Below are 15,524 nucleotides of genomic sequence, written 5' to 3'. Positions count from 1 at the left end.
ATAATATTATGTAAACATATCGTATAGAAAGGTATACCTCATTTGGTGTACCTTTTTATTAATCCATCAAAAGGTGGATTAATAAAAAATAGTAGGTAATTAGTTTGAAAGCAAGAATTTTTCTAGTGTACTTTTAACTAGATTAAAGAAAAGAAAGAAAAAAAGAAAAATTTAATTTGATAAAAAAATTCTGAAATATACTATTGAATTGAATATCATTATCAATTAGAATCGTAGTTGATAACGATATTCAATTATCAATTGTAATATGAAATTCTCATAGCGTTAATATAAAGAGGAGGACCAACATGCAGCATGCGAAACAAATCGCAGAACATGCAACATTACAAAGCTTTTTAAACTGTTATTTAAGAGAAACAGGGAGTGGAGAATGGATTACAGAGGATGAAAGAATGAAGAGTATCTTCAGTAATACGTTGAATAGAGATACAGTCCCCACATATTTATGTTGTCGGCTATCGGCACAGAACGTTACTTTGTATGGAGAAGTTATATATAAATCATCAACAGATCGCCATTTGTTTGGAGAACAATTTTATTATCAAATTGGAGATAGTCATTCTGTTATTACAGCAGATTATGTTACAGTTATTACATTTTTAATAAAAGAGATGTCTATCAACTACGGAGAAGGAACGAATCCTGCGGAACTTATGCTTCGAGTCATCCGTAGTTGTCAAAATATTGAGGAATTTACAAAAGAGAGAATAGAAGATACATCCGCATTATACGGTTTTCATACAACTTTTATAGAAGCGGAGCAGTCTTTATTATTTGGGCATTTAACTCATCCTACACCAAAGAGTAGACAGGGGATATTGGATTGGAAAAGTGCAATGTATTCTCCAGAATTAAAAGGAGAATGTCAGCTTCATTATTTTCGGGCACATAAAAGTATAGTAAATGAAAAATCATTATTATCAGATTCTACAACAATGATTATAAAAGAAGAATTAAGTAATGATGAGATGGTTAGTAAGGAATTTATAGCGAAGTACTGTAAGGAAGATCAATATGCATTAATTCCAATTCATCCGCTTCAGGCAGAATGGCTCTTGCATCAAGCTTACGTACAAGATTGGATAGTTCAAGAATTGCTTGAGTATATTGGTCCTGTAGGTAAGTATTATATGGCAACATCATCACTAAGGACGCTATATCATCCCAATTCGAAGTATATGCTTAAGTTTTCATTTCCGGTGAAAGTAACGAATTCAATGCGTATTAATAAACTGAAAGAACTTGAGAGTGGTCTTGAAGGGAAGGAAATGTTAAATACGGCTATTGGTGAAGTACGAGAAAGATTTCCAGGATTTGATTTTATTTGTGATCCAGCCTTTATTACATTAAATTATGGAACACAAGAATCTGGATTTGAAGTGATTATTCGTGAGAATCCTTTTTATAGTGAACATGCAAACGACGCAACATTAATTGCTGGGCTAGTTCAAGACGCTATACCTGGGGAGCGTACGCGGTTATCGAATATTATTCATCGCCTAGCAGATTTAGAAAGTAAAAGCTGTGAAGAAGTAAGCTTAGAGTGGTTTAGACGATATATGAATATTTCTTTAAAGCCAATGGTATGGATGTATTTACAGTATGGTGTTGCATTAGAAGCTCATCAGCAAAATAGCGTTGTTCAGCTAAAAGATGGTTATCCGATCAAATATTATTTCCGTGATAATCAAGGATTTTATTTCTGTAACTCAATGAAAGAGATGCTTAATAATGAATTAGCTGGTATTGGAGAACGTACTGGAAATTTATATGACGACTATATTGTGGATGAGAGATTTCGTTACTACTTAATTTTCAATCATATGTTTGGCCTCATTAATGGTTTTGGCACAGCAGGATTAATTAAGGAGGAAATTCTTCTCTCGGAATTAAGGTCTGTACTTGAATCATTTCTTCCATATAACCGGGAACCTTCTACATTTTTAAGAGAATTATTGGACGAAGATAAGTTAGCGTGTAAAGCAAATTTACTAACGAGATTTTTCGATGTCGATGAGTTAAGTAATCCATTGGAGCAAGCTATTTATGTGCAAGTACATAATCCACTCGTTAGAGAAGTGGCTGTTCGTTCATAAATAACGTTAAAATTTCACGTAATACAAATAATGGTATTTTGTCATAAGGTGGAGGGTTTTATGAGAGTGGACATGTATCATACGAAAGTATTGAAGGCGCTCGAATCAGAAGATTACATTTCAGTACGAAGAAGAGTGCTACGTCAATTAGTAGAATCGTTAATTTATGAGGGGATTATTACACCGGTTCGCATAGAAAAAGAAGAACAACTTCTTTTTCTAATACAAGGACTTGATGAAGAAGACAAAAGTGTCACGTACAAATGCTATGGCAGGGAACGGATGACATTTGGACGTATTTCGTTAGACTCATTAATAGTAAGAGTTCAAGATGAACAGCAAGAAATACAGTCTGTCTCGCAATTTCTAGAAGAAGTTTTTCGGGTTACTAGTGTAGAACAAGCTAAATTAGATTCTTTTATGCACGAATTAGAACAAACAATATTTAAAGACACGATTGCACAATATGAAAGAAATAATAAGAGAGAATATACTCAAAAATCTTACGATGAGTTTGAAAGCCAATTAATAGATGGCCATCCATACCATCCTAGTTATAAAGCACGTGTTGGATTTCAATATCGTGACAATTTTCAATATGGTTATGAATTTATGCAGCCAATAAAACTCATATGGATTGCAGCACATAAGAATTATGCGACTGTAGGTTATGAGAATGAAGTGATGTATAACAACCTTTTAAAAGAGGAGATTGGCGATCGTAAATTAGAAGAGTTTATGGAACGAATTCGTAATAAGGGATGTAATCCAAAACAGTACGTGTTTATACCTGTTCACCCATGGCAGTGGGAGAATTTCATCATTTCAAATTATGCGGATCATATACAGGGTAAATTTATTATTTATTTAGGAACATCAGAGGACGATTATTGCGCGCAACAGTCAATGAGAACGTTAAGAAATATTACGAGTCCAAAGAAACCGTACGTTAAATTATCGATGAATTTACTCAACACTTCAACACTTCGTACGCTGAAACCATACTCTGTTGTGAGTGCACCAGTAATATCAAATTGGTTAAATGATGTTGTAAATAATGACGCCTATTTAATGGATGAAGCACGTTTAATCTTGTTAAGTGAGTTTTCAAGTGTAACGTATGACACGAATAAGAAAGCTATATATGGTTCATTAGGATGTATTTGGCGCGAAAGCGTTCATAAGTATTTAGATGCACAAGAGGATGCAATTCCTTTTAATGGTTTATACGCTAAAGAGAAAGATGGTACACCAATTATTGATGTGTGGTTGAATAAATATGGAATGAAGGATTGGCTACAATTACTTATTCAAAAAGCGATAATACCAGTTATACATCTTGTTGTAGAGCATGGCATCGCACTGGAATCACATGGACAAAATATGATTCTAGTCCATAAAGAAGGGGTGCCTGTTCGTATTGCGTTAAAGGATTTTCATGAAGGGCTTGAGTTTTATCGTCCATATTTGAAAGAAGTTGACAAATGTCCCGACTTTACTAAAATGCATAAAACATATGCGAATGGAAAAATGAATGATTTCTTTGAAATGGATGGCATTGAATGTTTGCAAGAGATGGTGTTAGATGCACTATTCCTGTTTAATTTAGGAGAATTAGCATTCGTACTTGCGGATGAATATGGATTGAAAGAAGAACATTTTTGGATGATGGTTGTTGAAGAAATTGAAGATCATTTAAGAATATATCCACATTTGAAAGGTAGATTTGAAAATATTCAATTATATGCACCTACATTCTATGCTGAACAATTAACGAAACGTCGATTATATATGGATGTGGAATCGCTTGTTCATGAAGTTCCAAATCCATTGTATAGAGTAAGAAAACTTATGAAACAAAAATCAATTGTTACAGGGGGAAATTATGCTAATCGTTAATAAACAAGAGTATAGCAAAAGTAATTTTAATTTGAGATTACAAGTTTATGAGGAAATGGAACAATTTCAAGAAGCAGAAGGAAATAGATTTGCACTTTGTCTGAAAGATCCATTCGATATTATTACGCTTGTGTTTTTCTTAAAAGAAAAGAAATCATCAGTATTACTTATACATGAAGATACACCAAAAGAAACGGCTATTGAAATGGCAAAGCGTGCAAATTGTGTAGGAGTTTTATATGGAGAATATGGCGATTTTACAAAATTAGAAGTAGGGAACTTTTTACTAGAAGAGCCTTCTTTATTGCAATATAGTTCGGGAACTACGGGAGAACCGAAACTGATTCGTAGAGCATGGACGGAAGTTGATACAGAAATTACTGCCTATAATGAAGCTTTAAACTGTGAAGTAGATGAAGTGCCAATCGTTATGGCTCCTGTTTCACATTCATACGGACTAATATGTGGTACGTTATCAGCAATTACGAGGGGGAGCAAACCTGTAATCATTACGAACAAAAATCCTAAATTCGCATTAAATATAGTTCGCAATACAGAAAAACATATCATATATGCAGTACCACTTATGTTACACATTATGGGGAGTTTTCCATTAGGAACGTTCCAGTTTCATAAAATTATGACATCAGGATCGCCTTTGCCAGAAGCACTATTTTATAAACTAAAAGAAATGACAACATATATGATGCAGCAATACGGTTGTTCTGAAGCAGGTTGTATTAGTATATGTCATGATATGAAGAGCCATTTAGATTTAGGAAACCCTCTACCTCATGCGAGTATAAGCATAGGTTCAGATGAAAATGCACCGGAAGAAATCGTCGTGAAAATGAATGATAAGGAAATTTTCACGAAAGATTTAGGTTATAAATCTGAGCGTGGCATTCATTTTATGGGGCGTATGGACGATGTAATTAATGTTTCAGGATTAAAAGTCTTTCCTATAGAGGTAGAAGAAACGATGCTTCGATTGGAAGGTGTGCAAGAGGCAATTGTATATCGAGGGAAACATCCTGTGATGGGCGAAATAGTTAAAGCGAAAGTGATCTCTCATGTTGATCCAGTGAAAATAAGAGAATGGTGTATTCAGCACTTACCTTCTTATAAAGTTCCGTATGAAATTGAAAGTGTAAATGAAATTCCTAAAAATAAAACCGGAAAAGTAAGTAGAAAGTTACTAGAGATGGGAGAGGTTACAACATGAGACGGGAAGCGTTAAAGAATGCCGTGTTAAAAATTATGATAGAAAAAATGGAACTGAAAAATGTAACGCATTTAGAAGAAACGATGCGCTTAAATCAAGATTTATATATAGATTCGGTAATGATGTTACAGCTTATTGTATACATAGAAATGGATGTAAAGCTATGCGTTCCAGAGGATGAGGTAGATCCAAAGGCATTTCTTACTGTAGGATCTTTGCTTGATTTTATGGAGGAGTTAGAGCCGTTACAGGAAGTAAATGTGAATAACTAACCTTTAGGAAAGTGGATGAGAGTATGACTTCAATTAAAGTGCACTGTTTAGTGAGTTGTTTTTGTGAAATTATAAAAAGGCGTAGCGACATTGATTTTCGTCCATTTTATTTTGGACTATGGGATGGAGATTTTGATATAACAGAAGGCGGAATTATTTCATATCACTCTGAAAACATTAACCATGATCATTATTTACTTTGGTTTGAAAAATTGTACGGTATTAAAGTAAACGAATGGTATGATCATGCAAAAGATAAAGATAGCAATGTAGAAACGTTTTTAGAATTAGTAGAAAACAAGCCGGAAAATCGTTATGTCATTGTAATGGTTGATATGTCTCTATTACCAGAGAGGGAAAATAAATTTCATCAAAAACCGTTTCCACATTATTTAATGATATCAAAAACAGAGAAAGAAGAAGAGTGGTTCATGCTAGATCCTGATTTTCGTTGGGAAGGAAATATGGAAAGAGAAAAAGTACTTCACTCTATTCAAGATAACCCATTTGGTGGAGGTTATTTCATTGATATAGAAGGAATTGGGGAGCCAACGCAAGAAACAGTAGCTAGTTATTTCACAGAAACATTCAAAAAGAACGACAATGAACTGACTATGGAACTGAAAAATTTAATTGTAAAAATGGCAAATGAGGAAGAAGGATATGCGCTTTCTGGACTTGTAGCAGCAGTAAAACAAATACCAGTACTTGCAATTCGTAAATATAGTTATGAGCATGCCTTTGCATACTTCCGTGAAACGTTGCAATATTCGGAGCAAGAATTTGATTATTGGTGTGATCGGGTAGAGGATATTGTACAAGGATTTACAAATGTACAGTATCGTGCAATTAAAATGGCAATGACGAATAATAAAGGTATGCTAGTATCGATTATTGAAAAACTGGATGAAATGAATGCAATTGAACTGCAAATTAAGAAGGAATTAGAGAGACAGTTTCTATCATGGAAAGGTATGAAAACAAATCAATCTGTCGCAACTCTTTAATAAGCTAACTGAATTTAAGATAGGGGAGTTTAATGCTATGAAATATTCGCTATGTACCATTTCATTTCGTCATCAATTAATTTCATTTACTGATATTGTTCAATTTGCATATGAAAACGGTTTTGAAGGAATTGAATTATGGGGGACGCATGCACAAAATTTGTACATGCAAGAACGTGAAACGACAGAACGAGAATTGAATTTTCTAAAGGATAAAAACTTAGAAATTACGATGATAAGTGATTACTTAGATATATCATTATCAGCAGATTTTGAAAAAACGATAGAGAAAAGTGAACAACTTGTAGTACTAGCTAATTGGTTTAATACGAATAAAATTCGCACGTTTGCTGGGCAAAAAGGGAGCAAGGACTTCTCGGAACAAGAGAGAAAAGAGTATGTAAAGCGAATACGTAAGATTTGTGATGTATTTGCTCAGCACAATATGTATGTGCTGTTAGAAACACATCCCAATACACTAACGGACACATTGCCTTCTACTATAGAACTATTAGAAGAAGTAAACCATCCGAATTTAAAAATAAATCTTGATTTTCTTCATATATGGGAGTCTGGCGCAGATCCAATAGACAGTTTCCATCGATTAAAGCCGTGGACACTACATTACCATTTTAAGAATATATCTTCAGCGGATTATTTGCATGTGTTTGAACCTAATAATGTATATGCTGCAGCAGGAAGTCGTATTGGTATGGTTCCGTTATTTGAAGGTATTGTAAATTATGATGAGATTATTCAGGAAGTGAGAGGTACGGATCTTTTTGCTTCCTTAGAATGGTTTGGACATAATTCAAAAGAGATATTAAAAGAAGAAATGAAAGTATTAATAAATAGAAAATTAGAAGTAGTAAGTTCGTAATGTGAAATGATGTGAGAGTCTCGTTTTAGAGGCTCTTTTTTTATGGTAAAAAATAACCAAAAATTTCCATGTATTTTAATTTGAATTTAACACAATTTATATATAAATAAGGAGGTGATTGGTAATGGCTAGAAATCGTAATTCTAATCAATTAGCATCACATGGAGCACAAGCAGCTTTAGATCAAATGAAGTATGAAATTGCACAAGAGTTCGGTGTACAACTTGGAGCTGATACTTCTTCACGTGCAAACGGTTCTGTAGGCGGTGAAATCACAAAACGCCTAGTAGCGATGGCAGAACAACAGCTTGGTGGCGGATATACTCGCTAAATGTAGAAGGTTATAGGAGAAAGGAAGGATTCTTCCTTTCTTTTTTTTTTCAATTAATTGGTATGAATATATTGCGAACAGAATTCAAAGAATAAAAGTAATACTATATTTTACCCAATTTCTTTTGTTGTGAATGGGAAGTATTAAAGATGTAATAGCCCTGGTGGAATGAAAATTATGTTCCAGCAGGGCTATTATATGGTAAGAAATATATGATGAAAGGTTCCGAAATCAACATGTTAAAAAAAGAAAACTGTTGTTTAATTGCGCTTGCATCAGTTCCACTTGTCATGACATTAGGGAATTCAATGCTCATTCCAATCTTGCCGACAATTGAAAAGAAATTACATATTTCATCGTTTCAAGTATCCATGATTATTACAATTTACTCTATCGTAGCCATTTTACTTATACCGATTGCTGGTTATTTATCAGATAGATGGGGACGAAAGATGGTAATGGTTCCGAGTTTGCTGATTGCGGCTATAGGAGGAGCTATAACTGGTTGGGTATCTTGGAAAGTTGATAATCCCTACACTTGGATATTAATCGGTAGAGCGATTCAAGGTATTGGTGCTGCTGGGGCAATGCCGGTTGTTATACCGTGTGTTGGTGATTTATACAAAGACGAAAAACAAGTTAGTACAGGCCTGGGAATTATTGAGACATCCAATACATTTGGAAAAGTGCTGAGCCCTATTTTAGGATCTGCTCTTGCTGCCATTGTATGGTTCTTACCATTTTGGGCGATTCCAGTTTTATGTGTCATATCAATTGTTTTGTTGCTTGTTCTAGTAAAGGCAAAGAAACAAGAAGGAGAAGTACCACCACTTAAAGAGTTTATAAAATCTATTCTGTCTACGTTTCGAGAAAAAGGAAGATGGTTAATTGCCATTTTTGCATTAGGTGCAATTATTATGCTTATTTTATTCGGAATTCTCTTTTATTTGTCGACTATACTGGAATCAAAGTATGACATTCATGGTATATGGAAAGGGTGTGTGCTTGCTATCCCGTTACTTGTACTGTCACTTAGTTCATATATGGCCGGTAAAAAAATTGGAGATAATCAAAATGTTATGAAGAAGTGTATTTATATTGGTTTTTTAATGGCAGCTGCATCAGTCATCATTCCTTTATTTATAAAAGGGATTTATTTACTACTTCTTTGTCTCGTTATTATGGGGATAGGGATTGGTATGGCACTCCCATGTTTAGATGCCCTCATTACACAAGGAATTGAAAAGGAGCAAAGGGGAACGGTTACGTCATTTTATAGTTCAATGCGATTTATCGGTGTAGCAGCTGGACCACCTTTATATTCTTTTTTCATGAAAGGGGCGGACCATGAAGTGTTTTATTTGACAAGTATTTTCGCTGCCATTGGTGCTATCATAGCAATCATTTGGATTAAACCAGCAAAGGATGCAAAGACGGTAAAACAGAAACCAGAGCCTACTTCATAATTTGTAAGAGAATTGCATGATGTTTTGAGTAACATGCAATTCTCTTTCGTTCATTAAGAATAAATAACTTGTTTTAACATATAAAGCGCGACACCCCATATGATGAGACCAGAAAATTTATTTAATAATAAAATTGTCTTTCCGGTTGAGTCTAGTCTTTTTAGAAATTTCCCCGCTAACGCTAAGCTTATAAACCAAATCCAAGAAACGATAATAGTTGCAAGTGTGAAAGCCCATTTTTCACTTCCTATGTATTGAATAGAATTTGTTCCAATTACACCGATTGTGTCTAAAATAGCATGTGGATTTAATAACGAAACGGATGCTGCGAAAAGGATTTGCTTTTTTAAGGGCATACTTTTTTCTTGTTTTACATCGTTGGAAGGGTTACTTCTCCAAATAACAAAGCCCATGTATAGGAGAAAGAAAAATCCAATTATATATAACGAGTTAGTTAGCCAAGAAAAAGTAAGGAGTACAAGGGAGACACCTTGCACTGCAATCAATATGAGTAACGTATCACATATAGAGGCAGTTAATACTACAGGGGCTGCCCTCCAAATGTTTGGTTGGCTCGCACCTTGGTTAAAGACAAAAACATTTTGTACACCTAATGGAATGATAAGTCCAAATGCAAGAATGATACCATGAATAATTGCTTCACTCATCATATTACCTCCTATTTTAATTCATTATGATAGTGTATATTGTATAGAAGAAATGAAAATTTGTATCCATCCATATGGTTGGGGAGGTTACCAACCAAAAAGAATATAAGGTGATATAATGGAAAGATTCGTTTGGAAACCGAATATGTCTCTAGCGACTCCTCTGTATAAACAAATAGAAACGTATATAAAAGAAAGGATCGTTAATGGAGAATGGACCGTTGGAACGAAATTACCTTCACAAAGAGATTTGGCACATACATTTGGTGTGAATCGAAGCACAATTGTAATGGCTTTCGGTGAACTAGTTGCAAAGGGATACATAGAAGGGAATGGCAGGAAAGGAACAATTGTTGTAAATAATAATGAGAATGCTTCAACTTACGCACCCCCGCCTAATTGGCAGTCTTATGTAGAAACAGGACTTCATTATCCGAATCTCCCAGCTATTCAGGAGATTAATCAAGCTGAATTTTATCCACATGTAATTCGATTAGGAACAGGTGAGCTCGCGCCGAGTCTCTTACCTGAGAAAAAGATGAAAGAAATTATGAATAAGCTTTTAAAGTCAAATGTGACGCTTGGGTATGAAGAGCCGAAAGGAAATTTTTATTTAAGGGAAAAGATTTCCGAATACTTAAAGGGGCATGGTATATGTGTATCTCCTGACTCTATATTAATTGTTTCAGGAGCAATTCAAGCGCTGCAACTTATCTCTATGGGGCTTCTTCCAAAAGGGGCATCCATCTTATTAGAAAAACCATCCTATTTATATTCGCTTAATGTTTTTCAATCCGCAGGAATGCGTTTCATTGGAATACCAATGGATGAGAACGGTTTAAATACATCATATATTACAAAATATAAGAAGCAATTTAATGCATCTATTTTATATACAATCCCGTCTTTTCATAATCCAACGAACTTTAGTATGAATGCGAAGAGACGAATAGAAGTGATGGAAATATGTAATGAAATTGGATTACCTATTATAGAGGACGCAGTGTATCAAGACTTATGGTTTGATGCACCTTGTTCGAAACCTTTAAAAGCCTATGATAAAAATGGAATCGTACTACATATTGGAAGCATGTCCAAAGTAATTAGTCCAGGGTTAAGAATTGGATGGATTGTTGGACCTGAGCCAGTAATTCAAAGATTGTCAGACATAAAAATGCAAACAGATTATGGTTCAAGCACTATATCCCAGCAAATTGCAGCAGAGTGGTTTACAAATGGTCTATATGATGAGCATTTGCGCTTTGTAAGAAGTGAATTGAAAAAACGAAGAGATTTTATGTTACTAATGTTAGATAAATATCTTCGTGAAATAGCAACTTGGCATGAACCAACAGGGGGATTTTATATATGGGTACATATAAAAGTAACCATTTCATATCGCAGTTTATTTGATAAAGCTCTGCAAGAAAAGGTTTTATTAAACCCAGGTACTTTATATGATAGAAGTGCAAATCAATTTTTGCGCCTATCGTATTCATATGCAACGTTAGAAGAAATTGAAATAGGTATAAAAAAACTTGCACAACTAATGAAAAAGTAAGAGGAGAAAGTAATGAAACAATATGTAATTTGCCAAATGATCAATGGAGAAAAATATTTAGCTGCTTATGCGGAGACGAAGCAAGAAGCGATTGAAAAAGCAGAACTGTTAGGATTAAGAACGGGAAATCGTTACATAGTTATTACTGCAGAGGAAGCCGAAGGGTTAACGTATCCTTAAACAATGTACGAGATTATATAATAATAAATAAGTCTAGTAATATAAGAAATTACTAGACTTATTTATTATTAAGTTGTTAAACGTTCTCGTATTTATACGCAAAGTAATAATATTATGAGTCAAGTTGACGAAAAAATCGATTTGTCTTTCGGTCTTGCTTTCCTTTTCTATATTCATCGATATATTGCCTAAAGTTCCAAGCTTGTAAAAATTTATTAGCAGAGTTATAACCAGAATTGTAAAGCCATTCTTTTTCTTCCTTTGTCAGTTCAAAATTAGTACTTGTAATCGTTCCTGTTGGAATTGTAATCGTTCTTGCTTTTGATTCCTTATCTAAATGACGTAAATCATGAGCTTGCATCATTGTTTTAAATAGTCCTTTGAACATGGAAATAGGCTCGTTATAGTGAGCAGGATCAGCTTGAATCTCATCTTTTACAAAATGAAATCCGAAAGTCGGCCAGCGAGGAGTGGTAGGTGAATCGAAGATCCAAATTGGATAATTACTTAGAATTCCTCCATCAACCATATAACAAGGCTGCTTCCATTTTGGAATTCTCCATTTTACGGGTTCAAAGAAGAAGGGGATTGTACTACTCATTCTTACCGCTTTAGCGATAGAGAAGCGATAATTTAAAAATCCGTAGTTTGGTAAGTCGTCAGGAAAGACAACCATTTTACCATTACTAATATCAGAAGCGATGATTTTGAGTTTGTTTAGATCCGGTAAATCAGTAAATAAATGAACACCTTTTTTTCGAAGTAATTCTTCAATCCATTCTTCTATAAATACATTAGAGTATATACCTAATGTAGTCCATGCACTTAGTCCTTTTCCGATAAAGGGGATTTTGTCAATAAAGGTTTTCTTCGTAAATTTGTTATAATCGATATCAGTTATAATCGTTTTTAGCTCTGAACAAGAATATCCTGCCGCTACAAGTGCCGCGATAATTGCACCAGCTGATGTTCCAGCTACACGTTCCCATTCATAACCTTTTTCGGCTAATGCGCAAATTGCTCCAACATGTGCAATACCGCGTACACCGCCTCCTTCAAAAACACCATCGATCTTCATTAAACATACTTCCTTTCAAATAAAAGATTTGGAAATGGCAAAAAAGCACGTATTGTACGTGCTTTTTTACAATGGTTTTTAAGTTTACTAGCAGCCTACAAAGCCGCCCCAACAGCTAGCTCCGATGATGATTAGAAGGATGAATAAAACGATTAATAAAGCGAAACCTCCGTAACCACAACCACCACAGCTACCGCCGTAACCGTAACCGCCGCAACTATATCCGTAACCCATGTGGAATTCCTCCTTATATTAAAAATAAAAATGAACGAGGGGAAAATGTACTGGAAGAACTAAAGAACTATCGTGTTTGTAGGAACAATGTATAGTATGCTTTTTTAAACTTGTTCGCGTACGAAGGATAAGCCCGTTTTTGGGAGGCTTGTTGATTTTGTAAAGAATGAAGTATAATCTTTGTACTATGATATAAATAAGTATGTAAATGTAAGGAGAATTTATGAATAAAAAAATTGAAGTATTAATTGATAAATATGAACTAACACACTTGAAAGAAGAACTTATTAATACTGTATTTCCTTGTATAAAAGTTGTGCCAAAGCAGCAGGGAACTGTTGCGATAGGTAGTTCGAAAATGGGAGGAGTTCCTGATCTACCAGCTTTATTTGAATATCCAAAGCATAAAGGAAATCCACTACAATTTATCGCGCAATTTAACTTAAGTGATTTACAAAACGTTGGTATGGATCACAATCTTCCTAAGACGGGGATGCTGTATTTCTTTTGCATTGAAAATTATTTTGAAGAAAATGTGAATCTAACAGAAGCTGGGCGTGTACTTTATTATGATGTTCCTGTAGAGCAATTACGAAGAGAAAATGAAATACAAGCGAAATATAACCAGTGTGCAATTACTTTTGAACTGACATACAAATTACCAGAACTTTTTATTGAAGATGAGGCTGATTCAGATCGTTTCTTGCAATTACTTGAAGAGCTAATTCCAGATAACTACGATAACCATCAAATGTTTGGTGAGCCATTCTCTGTACAAGAAGAAGTGTTATATGAGACAGGAGAATATATGGGAGTAGACCCGCAGCAAATGACTCTTTTATTCCAAATTGATTCAGATCATAAAAATTGTAATATGGTTTGGGGAGAACTAGGGATGCTATATTTCTGTATTAGTAATGAAGATTTGAAAAATCAACGTTTTGAAAATACATGCTGTGTATTACAAACATGCTAATGAAAAAAGGTTGTTCTTTTAAAAAGAACAACCTTTTTATGTGAATTAGTTAATATGCATAATCTCATATGACCTATACGAAAAAGTATTGTATACTCTGAAACTATACGATACTTTTTCGTATAGTTATAGAATATAAGGAGTGACAAGATGGGAAAGACAAGTAAGTATGTGACAGCTGCCGCACTTTGTTCAACTATAGTAATGGGAGGCTTGCAAGCGTCATCTGTATCTTATGCAGCTACAAATCCGACTACAGTGACAGCACAATCAGATGTAAAGTTATTAGATGATTTCAGAAAAGAATTAAAAAAACAGATTGATAATCGAGAAGAAAATATTACAATCACATATAAAACAAAAGATAGAAATGCTAGAAATATTATGGATCAATTGTATGGTGAGTTTAATAAAATTGTAGATGCTGATGAGTATGTAAAATATAATGTAGCGTCTACTAGATATTCTATTAAAGGAATGCCAGGGGACTATACGTTTACACTGCAAGTAAAATACCGTGAATCAAAAGAACAAACTCAATATGTAAAAGCTCAGGCGAAATCAATTGTTGGATCAATTGTAAAACCAGGGATGGATGAGCATGAGAAAGTAAAAGCTATTCACGATTACGTTGTTAAGCATGTGTCTTATGATACGTCTTATCAAGCGTATACAGCATATGAAGCATTAGCGAATCGTTCTGCCGTTTGCCAAGGATATACATTATTAACGTATGAGTTGTTAAAAGAGGCAGGTATTCAAAACCATATTGTAACAGGCACAGGAAACGGACAAGCTCACGCGTGGAATTTAGTGAACATTGAAAACAAATGGTATCACCTAGATACTACATTTGATGATCCAGTACCAGATAAAGCAGGGCGTGTAACTTACTCATATTTTAACATGTCTGACGAACAGTTAAGTAAAGATCACGACTGGGATCGTAGTAAATATCCAGCAGCAACTACAAGTTATTTTGGTGAATTAACAAACAAAATAAAAGCTGGTAGCTCAAAAACTGTCGTATATGAGCAGATGTTAAAAGAAACAAATTTACAATACTTATCTGCAGAATACGGAGCAGAAAATTATAATGAATTTAAGCAAAAGTTGCAGCAACAGTTTGCAGCCAAACCAGAAAAAGTAGAAGTGCGATATAAGCAGTCCATGGATGGGACGATGCAAGATATAAAGAAAGTATTAAATGAAATAAATTGGCCAAAAGGTGCAAAGCGTGTGTCTTATCAAGTAGCGCCTTATAGTGCATTGGCGGGTTATTCATTAGCGACAATTACATTTACGTATTAAGCAATGGGAAAAAGCACCTGTAAAAGGTGCTTTTTTTATTTATTGATTGATTATTTTTGAATATTAAGAATTATGTGATAAAATAAAGTGATAAGGATGTGAATGTGGAATGAACTTGTTCGAAAGCGATATTTTTACATTGATATATACTTGTTTAGTAATCGGACTTATCGTTTTGTTTTTCATATCATTTGCTTTGTTTATTAGAAGAGTATTACAAAGCAGTGCTGCAAAGAAACACCACGTGATTAATATGAACCAGAAGCTAGATCGAATCATTGAATTGCTTGAAAAAGATAAGAAATAGCGATAGAAGAGG

General features: G+C 34.3%; 16 protein-coding genes. 13 read left to right on the top strand and 3 right to left on the bottom strand.

Going from position 1 to position 15,524, the window contains the following annotated elements; genetic code table 11:
• Positions 1-308 precede the first annotated feature (308 nt).
• The 8 genes from ACUN13_RS28300 to ACUN13_RS28265 all read left to right on the top strand — a co-directional run bounded on the left by ACUN13_RS28300 (position 309) and on the right by ACUN13_RS28265 (position 9,197).
• Positions 309-2,117 (top strand): IucA/IucC family protein, encoded by a 1,809-nt coding sequence (locus ACUN13_RS28300; RefSeq protein WP_001163345.1) that lies wholly within the window; start codon positions 309-311, stop codon positions 2,115-2,117.
• A 60-nt stretch (positions 2,118-2,177) separates the two neighbouring features.
• Positions 2,178-4,016: an IucA/IucC family protein gene (locus tag ACUN13_RS28295; RefSeq protein ID WP_025690281.1), complete on the top strand. Its 1,839-nt coding sequence runs from the start codon at positions 2,178-2,180 to the stop codon at positions 4,014-4,016.
• Entirely contained in the window at positions 4,003-5,241 is a 1,239-nt protein-coding gene (locus ACUN13_RS28290) for an AMP-binding protein (protein ID WP_000909585.1), read from the top strand. The genes ACUN13_RS28295 and ACUN13_RS28290 overlap by 14 nt, the downstream gene beginning before the upstream one ends.
• The gene (gene asbD / locus ACUN13_RS28285) at positions 5,238-5,513 is read left to right on the top strand and encodes a petrobactin biosynthesis protein AsbD (RefSeq protein WP_001250560.1); all 276 of its coding nucleotides are present in this window, start codon (positions 5,238-5,240) and stop codon (positions 5,511-5,513) included. Before ACUN13_RS28290 ends, asbD begins: the two co-directional genes overlap by 4 nt.
• Positions 5,514-5,536: 23 nt before the next feature.
• Positions 5,537-6,520, top strand: a complete 984-nt coding sequence (locus ACUN13_RS28280; RefSeq protein WP_000200705.1) for a DUF6005 family protein — start codon at positions 5,537-5,539, stop codon at positions 6,518-6,520.
• 37 nt (positions 6,521-6,557) lie between these two features.
• Positions 6,558-7,400, top strand: coding sequence for a sugar phosphate isomerase/epimerase family protein (locus ACUN13_RS28275; RefSeq protein ID WP_000877681.1), 843 nt, complete (start codon positions 6,558-6,560; stop codon positions 7,398-7,400).
• 124 nt (positions 7,401-7,524) lie between these two features.
• Entirely contained in the window at positions 7,525-7,731 is a 207-nt protein-coding gene (locus ACUN13_RS28270) for an alpha/beta-type small acid-soluble spore protein (protein ID WP_000113545.1), read from the top strand.
• Between the two features lie 236 nt (positions 7,732-7,967).
• A complete protein-coding gene (locus ACUN13_RS28265) occupies positions 7,968-9,197 on the top strand; it encodes an MFS transporter (protein WP_002197672.1) in 1,230 nt (409 codons plus the stop codon).
• A gap of 53 nt (positions 9,198-9,250) precedes the next feature.
• Here the strand turns inward: ACUN13_RS28265 and ACUN13_RS28260 are convergent, their stop codons facing one another.
• Positions 9,251-9,865, bottom strand: coding sequence for a LysE/ArgO family amino acid transporter (locus tag ACUN13_RS28260; protein ID WP_001287303.1), 615 nt, complete (start codon positions 9,863-9,865; stop codon positions 9,251-9,253).
• A 118-nt stretch (positions 9,866-9,983) separates the two neighbouring features.
• Here ACUN13_RS28260 and ACUN13_RS28255 point away from each other — a divergent pair, with 118 nt between their 5' ends.
• Positions 9,984-11,426 carry an aminotransferase-like domain-containing protein gene (locus tag ACUN13_RS28255; protein ID WP_000439422.1) on the top strand — a complete coding sequence of 481 codons (1,443 nt, stop codon included), beginning with the start codon at positions 9,984-9,986 and terminating at the stop codon, positions 11,424-11,426.
• Between the two features lie 12 nt (positions 11,427-11,438).
• Positions 11,439-11,606: a DUF3933 family protein gene (locus ACUN13_RS28250; RefSeq protein WP_000816389.1), complete on the top strand. Its 168-nt coding sequence runs from the start codon at positions 11,439-11,441 to the stop codon at positions 11,604-11,606.
• Positions 11,607-11,718: 112 nt separating this feature from the next.
• On the opposite strand, the gene ACUN13_RS28245 is transcribed toward ACUN13_RS28250, so the two are convergent.
• The gene (locus ACUN13_RS28245; RefSeq protein ID WP_017656809.1) at positions 11,719-12,684 is read right to left on the bottom strand and encodes a patatin-like phospholipase family protein; all 966 of its coding nucleotides are present in this window, start codon (positions 12,682-12,684) and stop codon (positions 11,719-11,721) included.
• Between the two features lie 87 nt (positions 12,685-12,771).
• On the bottom strand, positions 12,772-12,918 hold the full coding sequence (locus ACUN13_RS28240; RefSeq protein ID WP_000540425.1) for a YjcZ family sporulation protein: 147 nt from the start codon (positions 12,916-12,918) through the stop codon (positions 12,772-12,774).
• Between the two features lie 223 nt (positions 12,919-13,141).
• Here ACUN13_RS28240 and ACUN13_RS28235 point away from each other — a divergent pair, with 223 nt between their 5' ends.
• From ACUN13_RS28235 to ACUN13_RS28225, 3 genes are all read left to right on the top strand, one after another.
• On the top strand, positions 13,142-13,894 hold the full coding sequence (locus ACUN13_RS28235; protein ID WP_001034844.1) for a YwqG family protein: 753 nt from the start codon (positions 13,142-13,144) through the stop codon (positions 13,892-13,894).
• Positions 13,895-14,044: 150 nt separating this feature from the next.
• Positions 14,045-15,205 carry a transglutaminase domain-containing protein gene (locus ACUN13_RS28230; RefSeq protein WP_000520862.1) on the top strand — a complete coding sequence of 387 codons (1,161 nt, stop codon included), beginning with the start codon at positions 14,045-14,047 and terminating at the stop codon, positions 15,203-15,205.
• A gap of 109 nt (positions 15,206-15,314) precedes the next feature.
• Complete coding sequence (locus ACUN13_RS28225; RefSeq protein ID WP_017673210.1) at positions 15,315-15,512, top strand: DUF4083 domain-containing protein; 198 nt, start codon at positions 15,315-15,317, stop codon at positions 15,510-15,512.
• Positions 15,513-15,524 lie beyond the last annotated feature (12 nt).

The organism is Bacillus cereus group sp. Bce041, from assembly GCF_052646455.1.
Note: the sequence above shows the minus strand (reverse complement) of the source record. Positions and strands in the feature narration are given on the sequence as shown.

What these genes read in the sequence shown, in the direction of transcription:
- ACUN13_RS28300 (WP_001163345.1), top strand. Translation starts at nt 309, where the DNA reads ATGCAGCATGCGAAACAAATCGCAGAACATGCAACATTACAAAGCTTT.
- ACUN13_RS28240 (WP_000540425.1), bottom strand. Translation starts at nt 12,918, where the DNA reads ATGGGTTACGGATATAGTTGCGGCGGTTACGGTTACGGCGGTAGCTGT.
- asbD (WP_001250560.1), top strand. Translation starts at nt 5,238, where the DNA reads ATGAGACGGGAAGCGTTAAAGAATGCCGTGTTAAAAATTATGATAGAA.
- ACUN13_RS28280 (WP_000200705.1), top strand. Translation starts at nt 5,537, where the DNA reads ATGACTTCAATTAAAGTGCACTGTTTAGTGAGTTGTTTTTGTGAAATT.
- ACUN13_RS28255 (WP_000439422.1), top strand. Translation starts at nt 9,984, where the DNA reads ATGGAAAGATTCGTTTGGAAACCGAATATGTCTCTAGCGACTCCTCTG.
- ACUN13_RS28250 (WP_000816389.1), top strand. Translation starts at nt 11,439, where the DNA reads ATGAAACAATATGTAATTTGCCAAATGATCAATGGAGAAAAATATTTA.
- ACUN13_RS28290 (WP_000909585.1), top strand. Translation starts at nt 4,003, where the DNA reads ATGCTAATCGTTAATAAACAAGAGTATAGCAAAAGTAATTTTAATTTG.
- ACUN13_RS28245 (WP_017656809.1), bottom strand. Translation starts at nt 12,684, where the DNA reads ATGAAGATCGATGGTGTTTTTGAAGGAGGCGGTGTACGCGGTATTGCA.
- ACUN13_RS28295 (WP_025690281.1), top strand. Translation starts at nt 2,178, where the DNA reads ATGAGAGTGGACATGTATCATACGAAAGTATTGAAGGCGCTCGAATCA.
- ACUN13_RS28275 (WP_000877681.1), top strand. Translation starts at nt 6,558, where the DNA reads ATGAAATATTCGCTATGTACCATTTCATTTCGTCATCAATTAATTTCA.
- ACUN13_RS28260 (WP_001287303.1), bottom strand. Translation starts at nt 9,865, where the DNA reads ATGAGTGAAGCAATTATTCATGGTATCATTCTTGCATTTGGACTTATC.
- ACUN13_RS28225 (WP_017673210.1), top strand. Translation starts at nt 15,315, where the DNA reads ATGAACTTGTTCGAAAGCGATATTTTTACATTGATATATACTTGTTTA.
- ACUN13_RS28230 (WP_000520862.1), top strand. Translation starts at nt 14,045, where the DNA reads ATGGGAAAGACAAGTAAGTATGTGACAGCTGCCGCACTTTGTTCAACT.
- ACUN13_RS28265 (WP_002197672.1), top strand. Translation starts at nt 7,968, where the DNA reads ATGTTAAAAAAAGAAAACTGTTGTTTAATTGCGCTTGCATCAGTTCCA.
- ACUN13_RS28270 (WP_000113545.1), top strand. Translation starts at nt 7,525, where the DNA reads ATGGCTAGAAATCGTAATTCTAATCAATTAGCATCACATGGAGCACAA.
- ACUN13_RS28235 (WP_001034844.1), top strand. Translation starts at nt 13,142, where the DNA reads ATGAATAAAAAAATTGAAGTATTAATTGATAAATATGAACTAACACAC.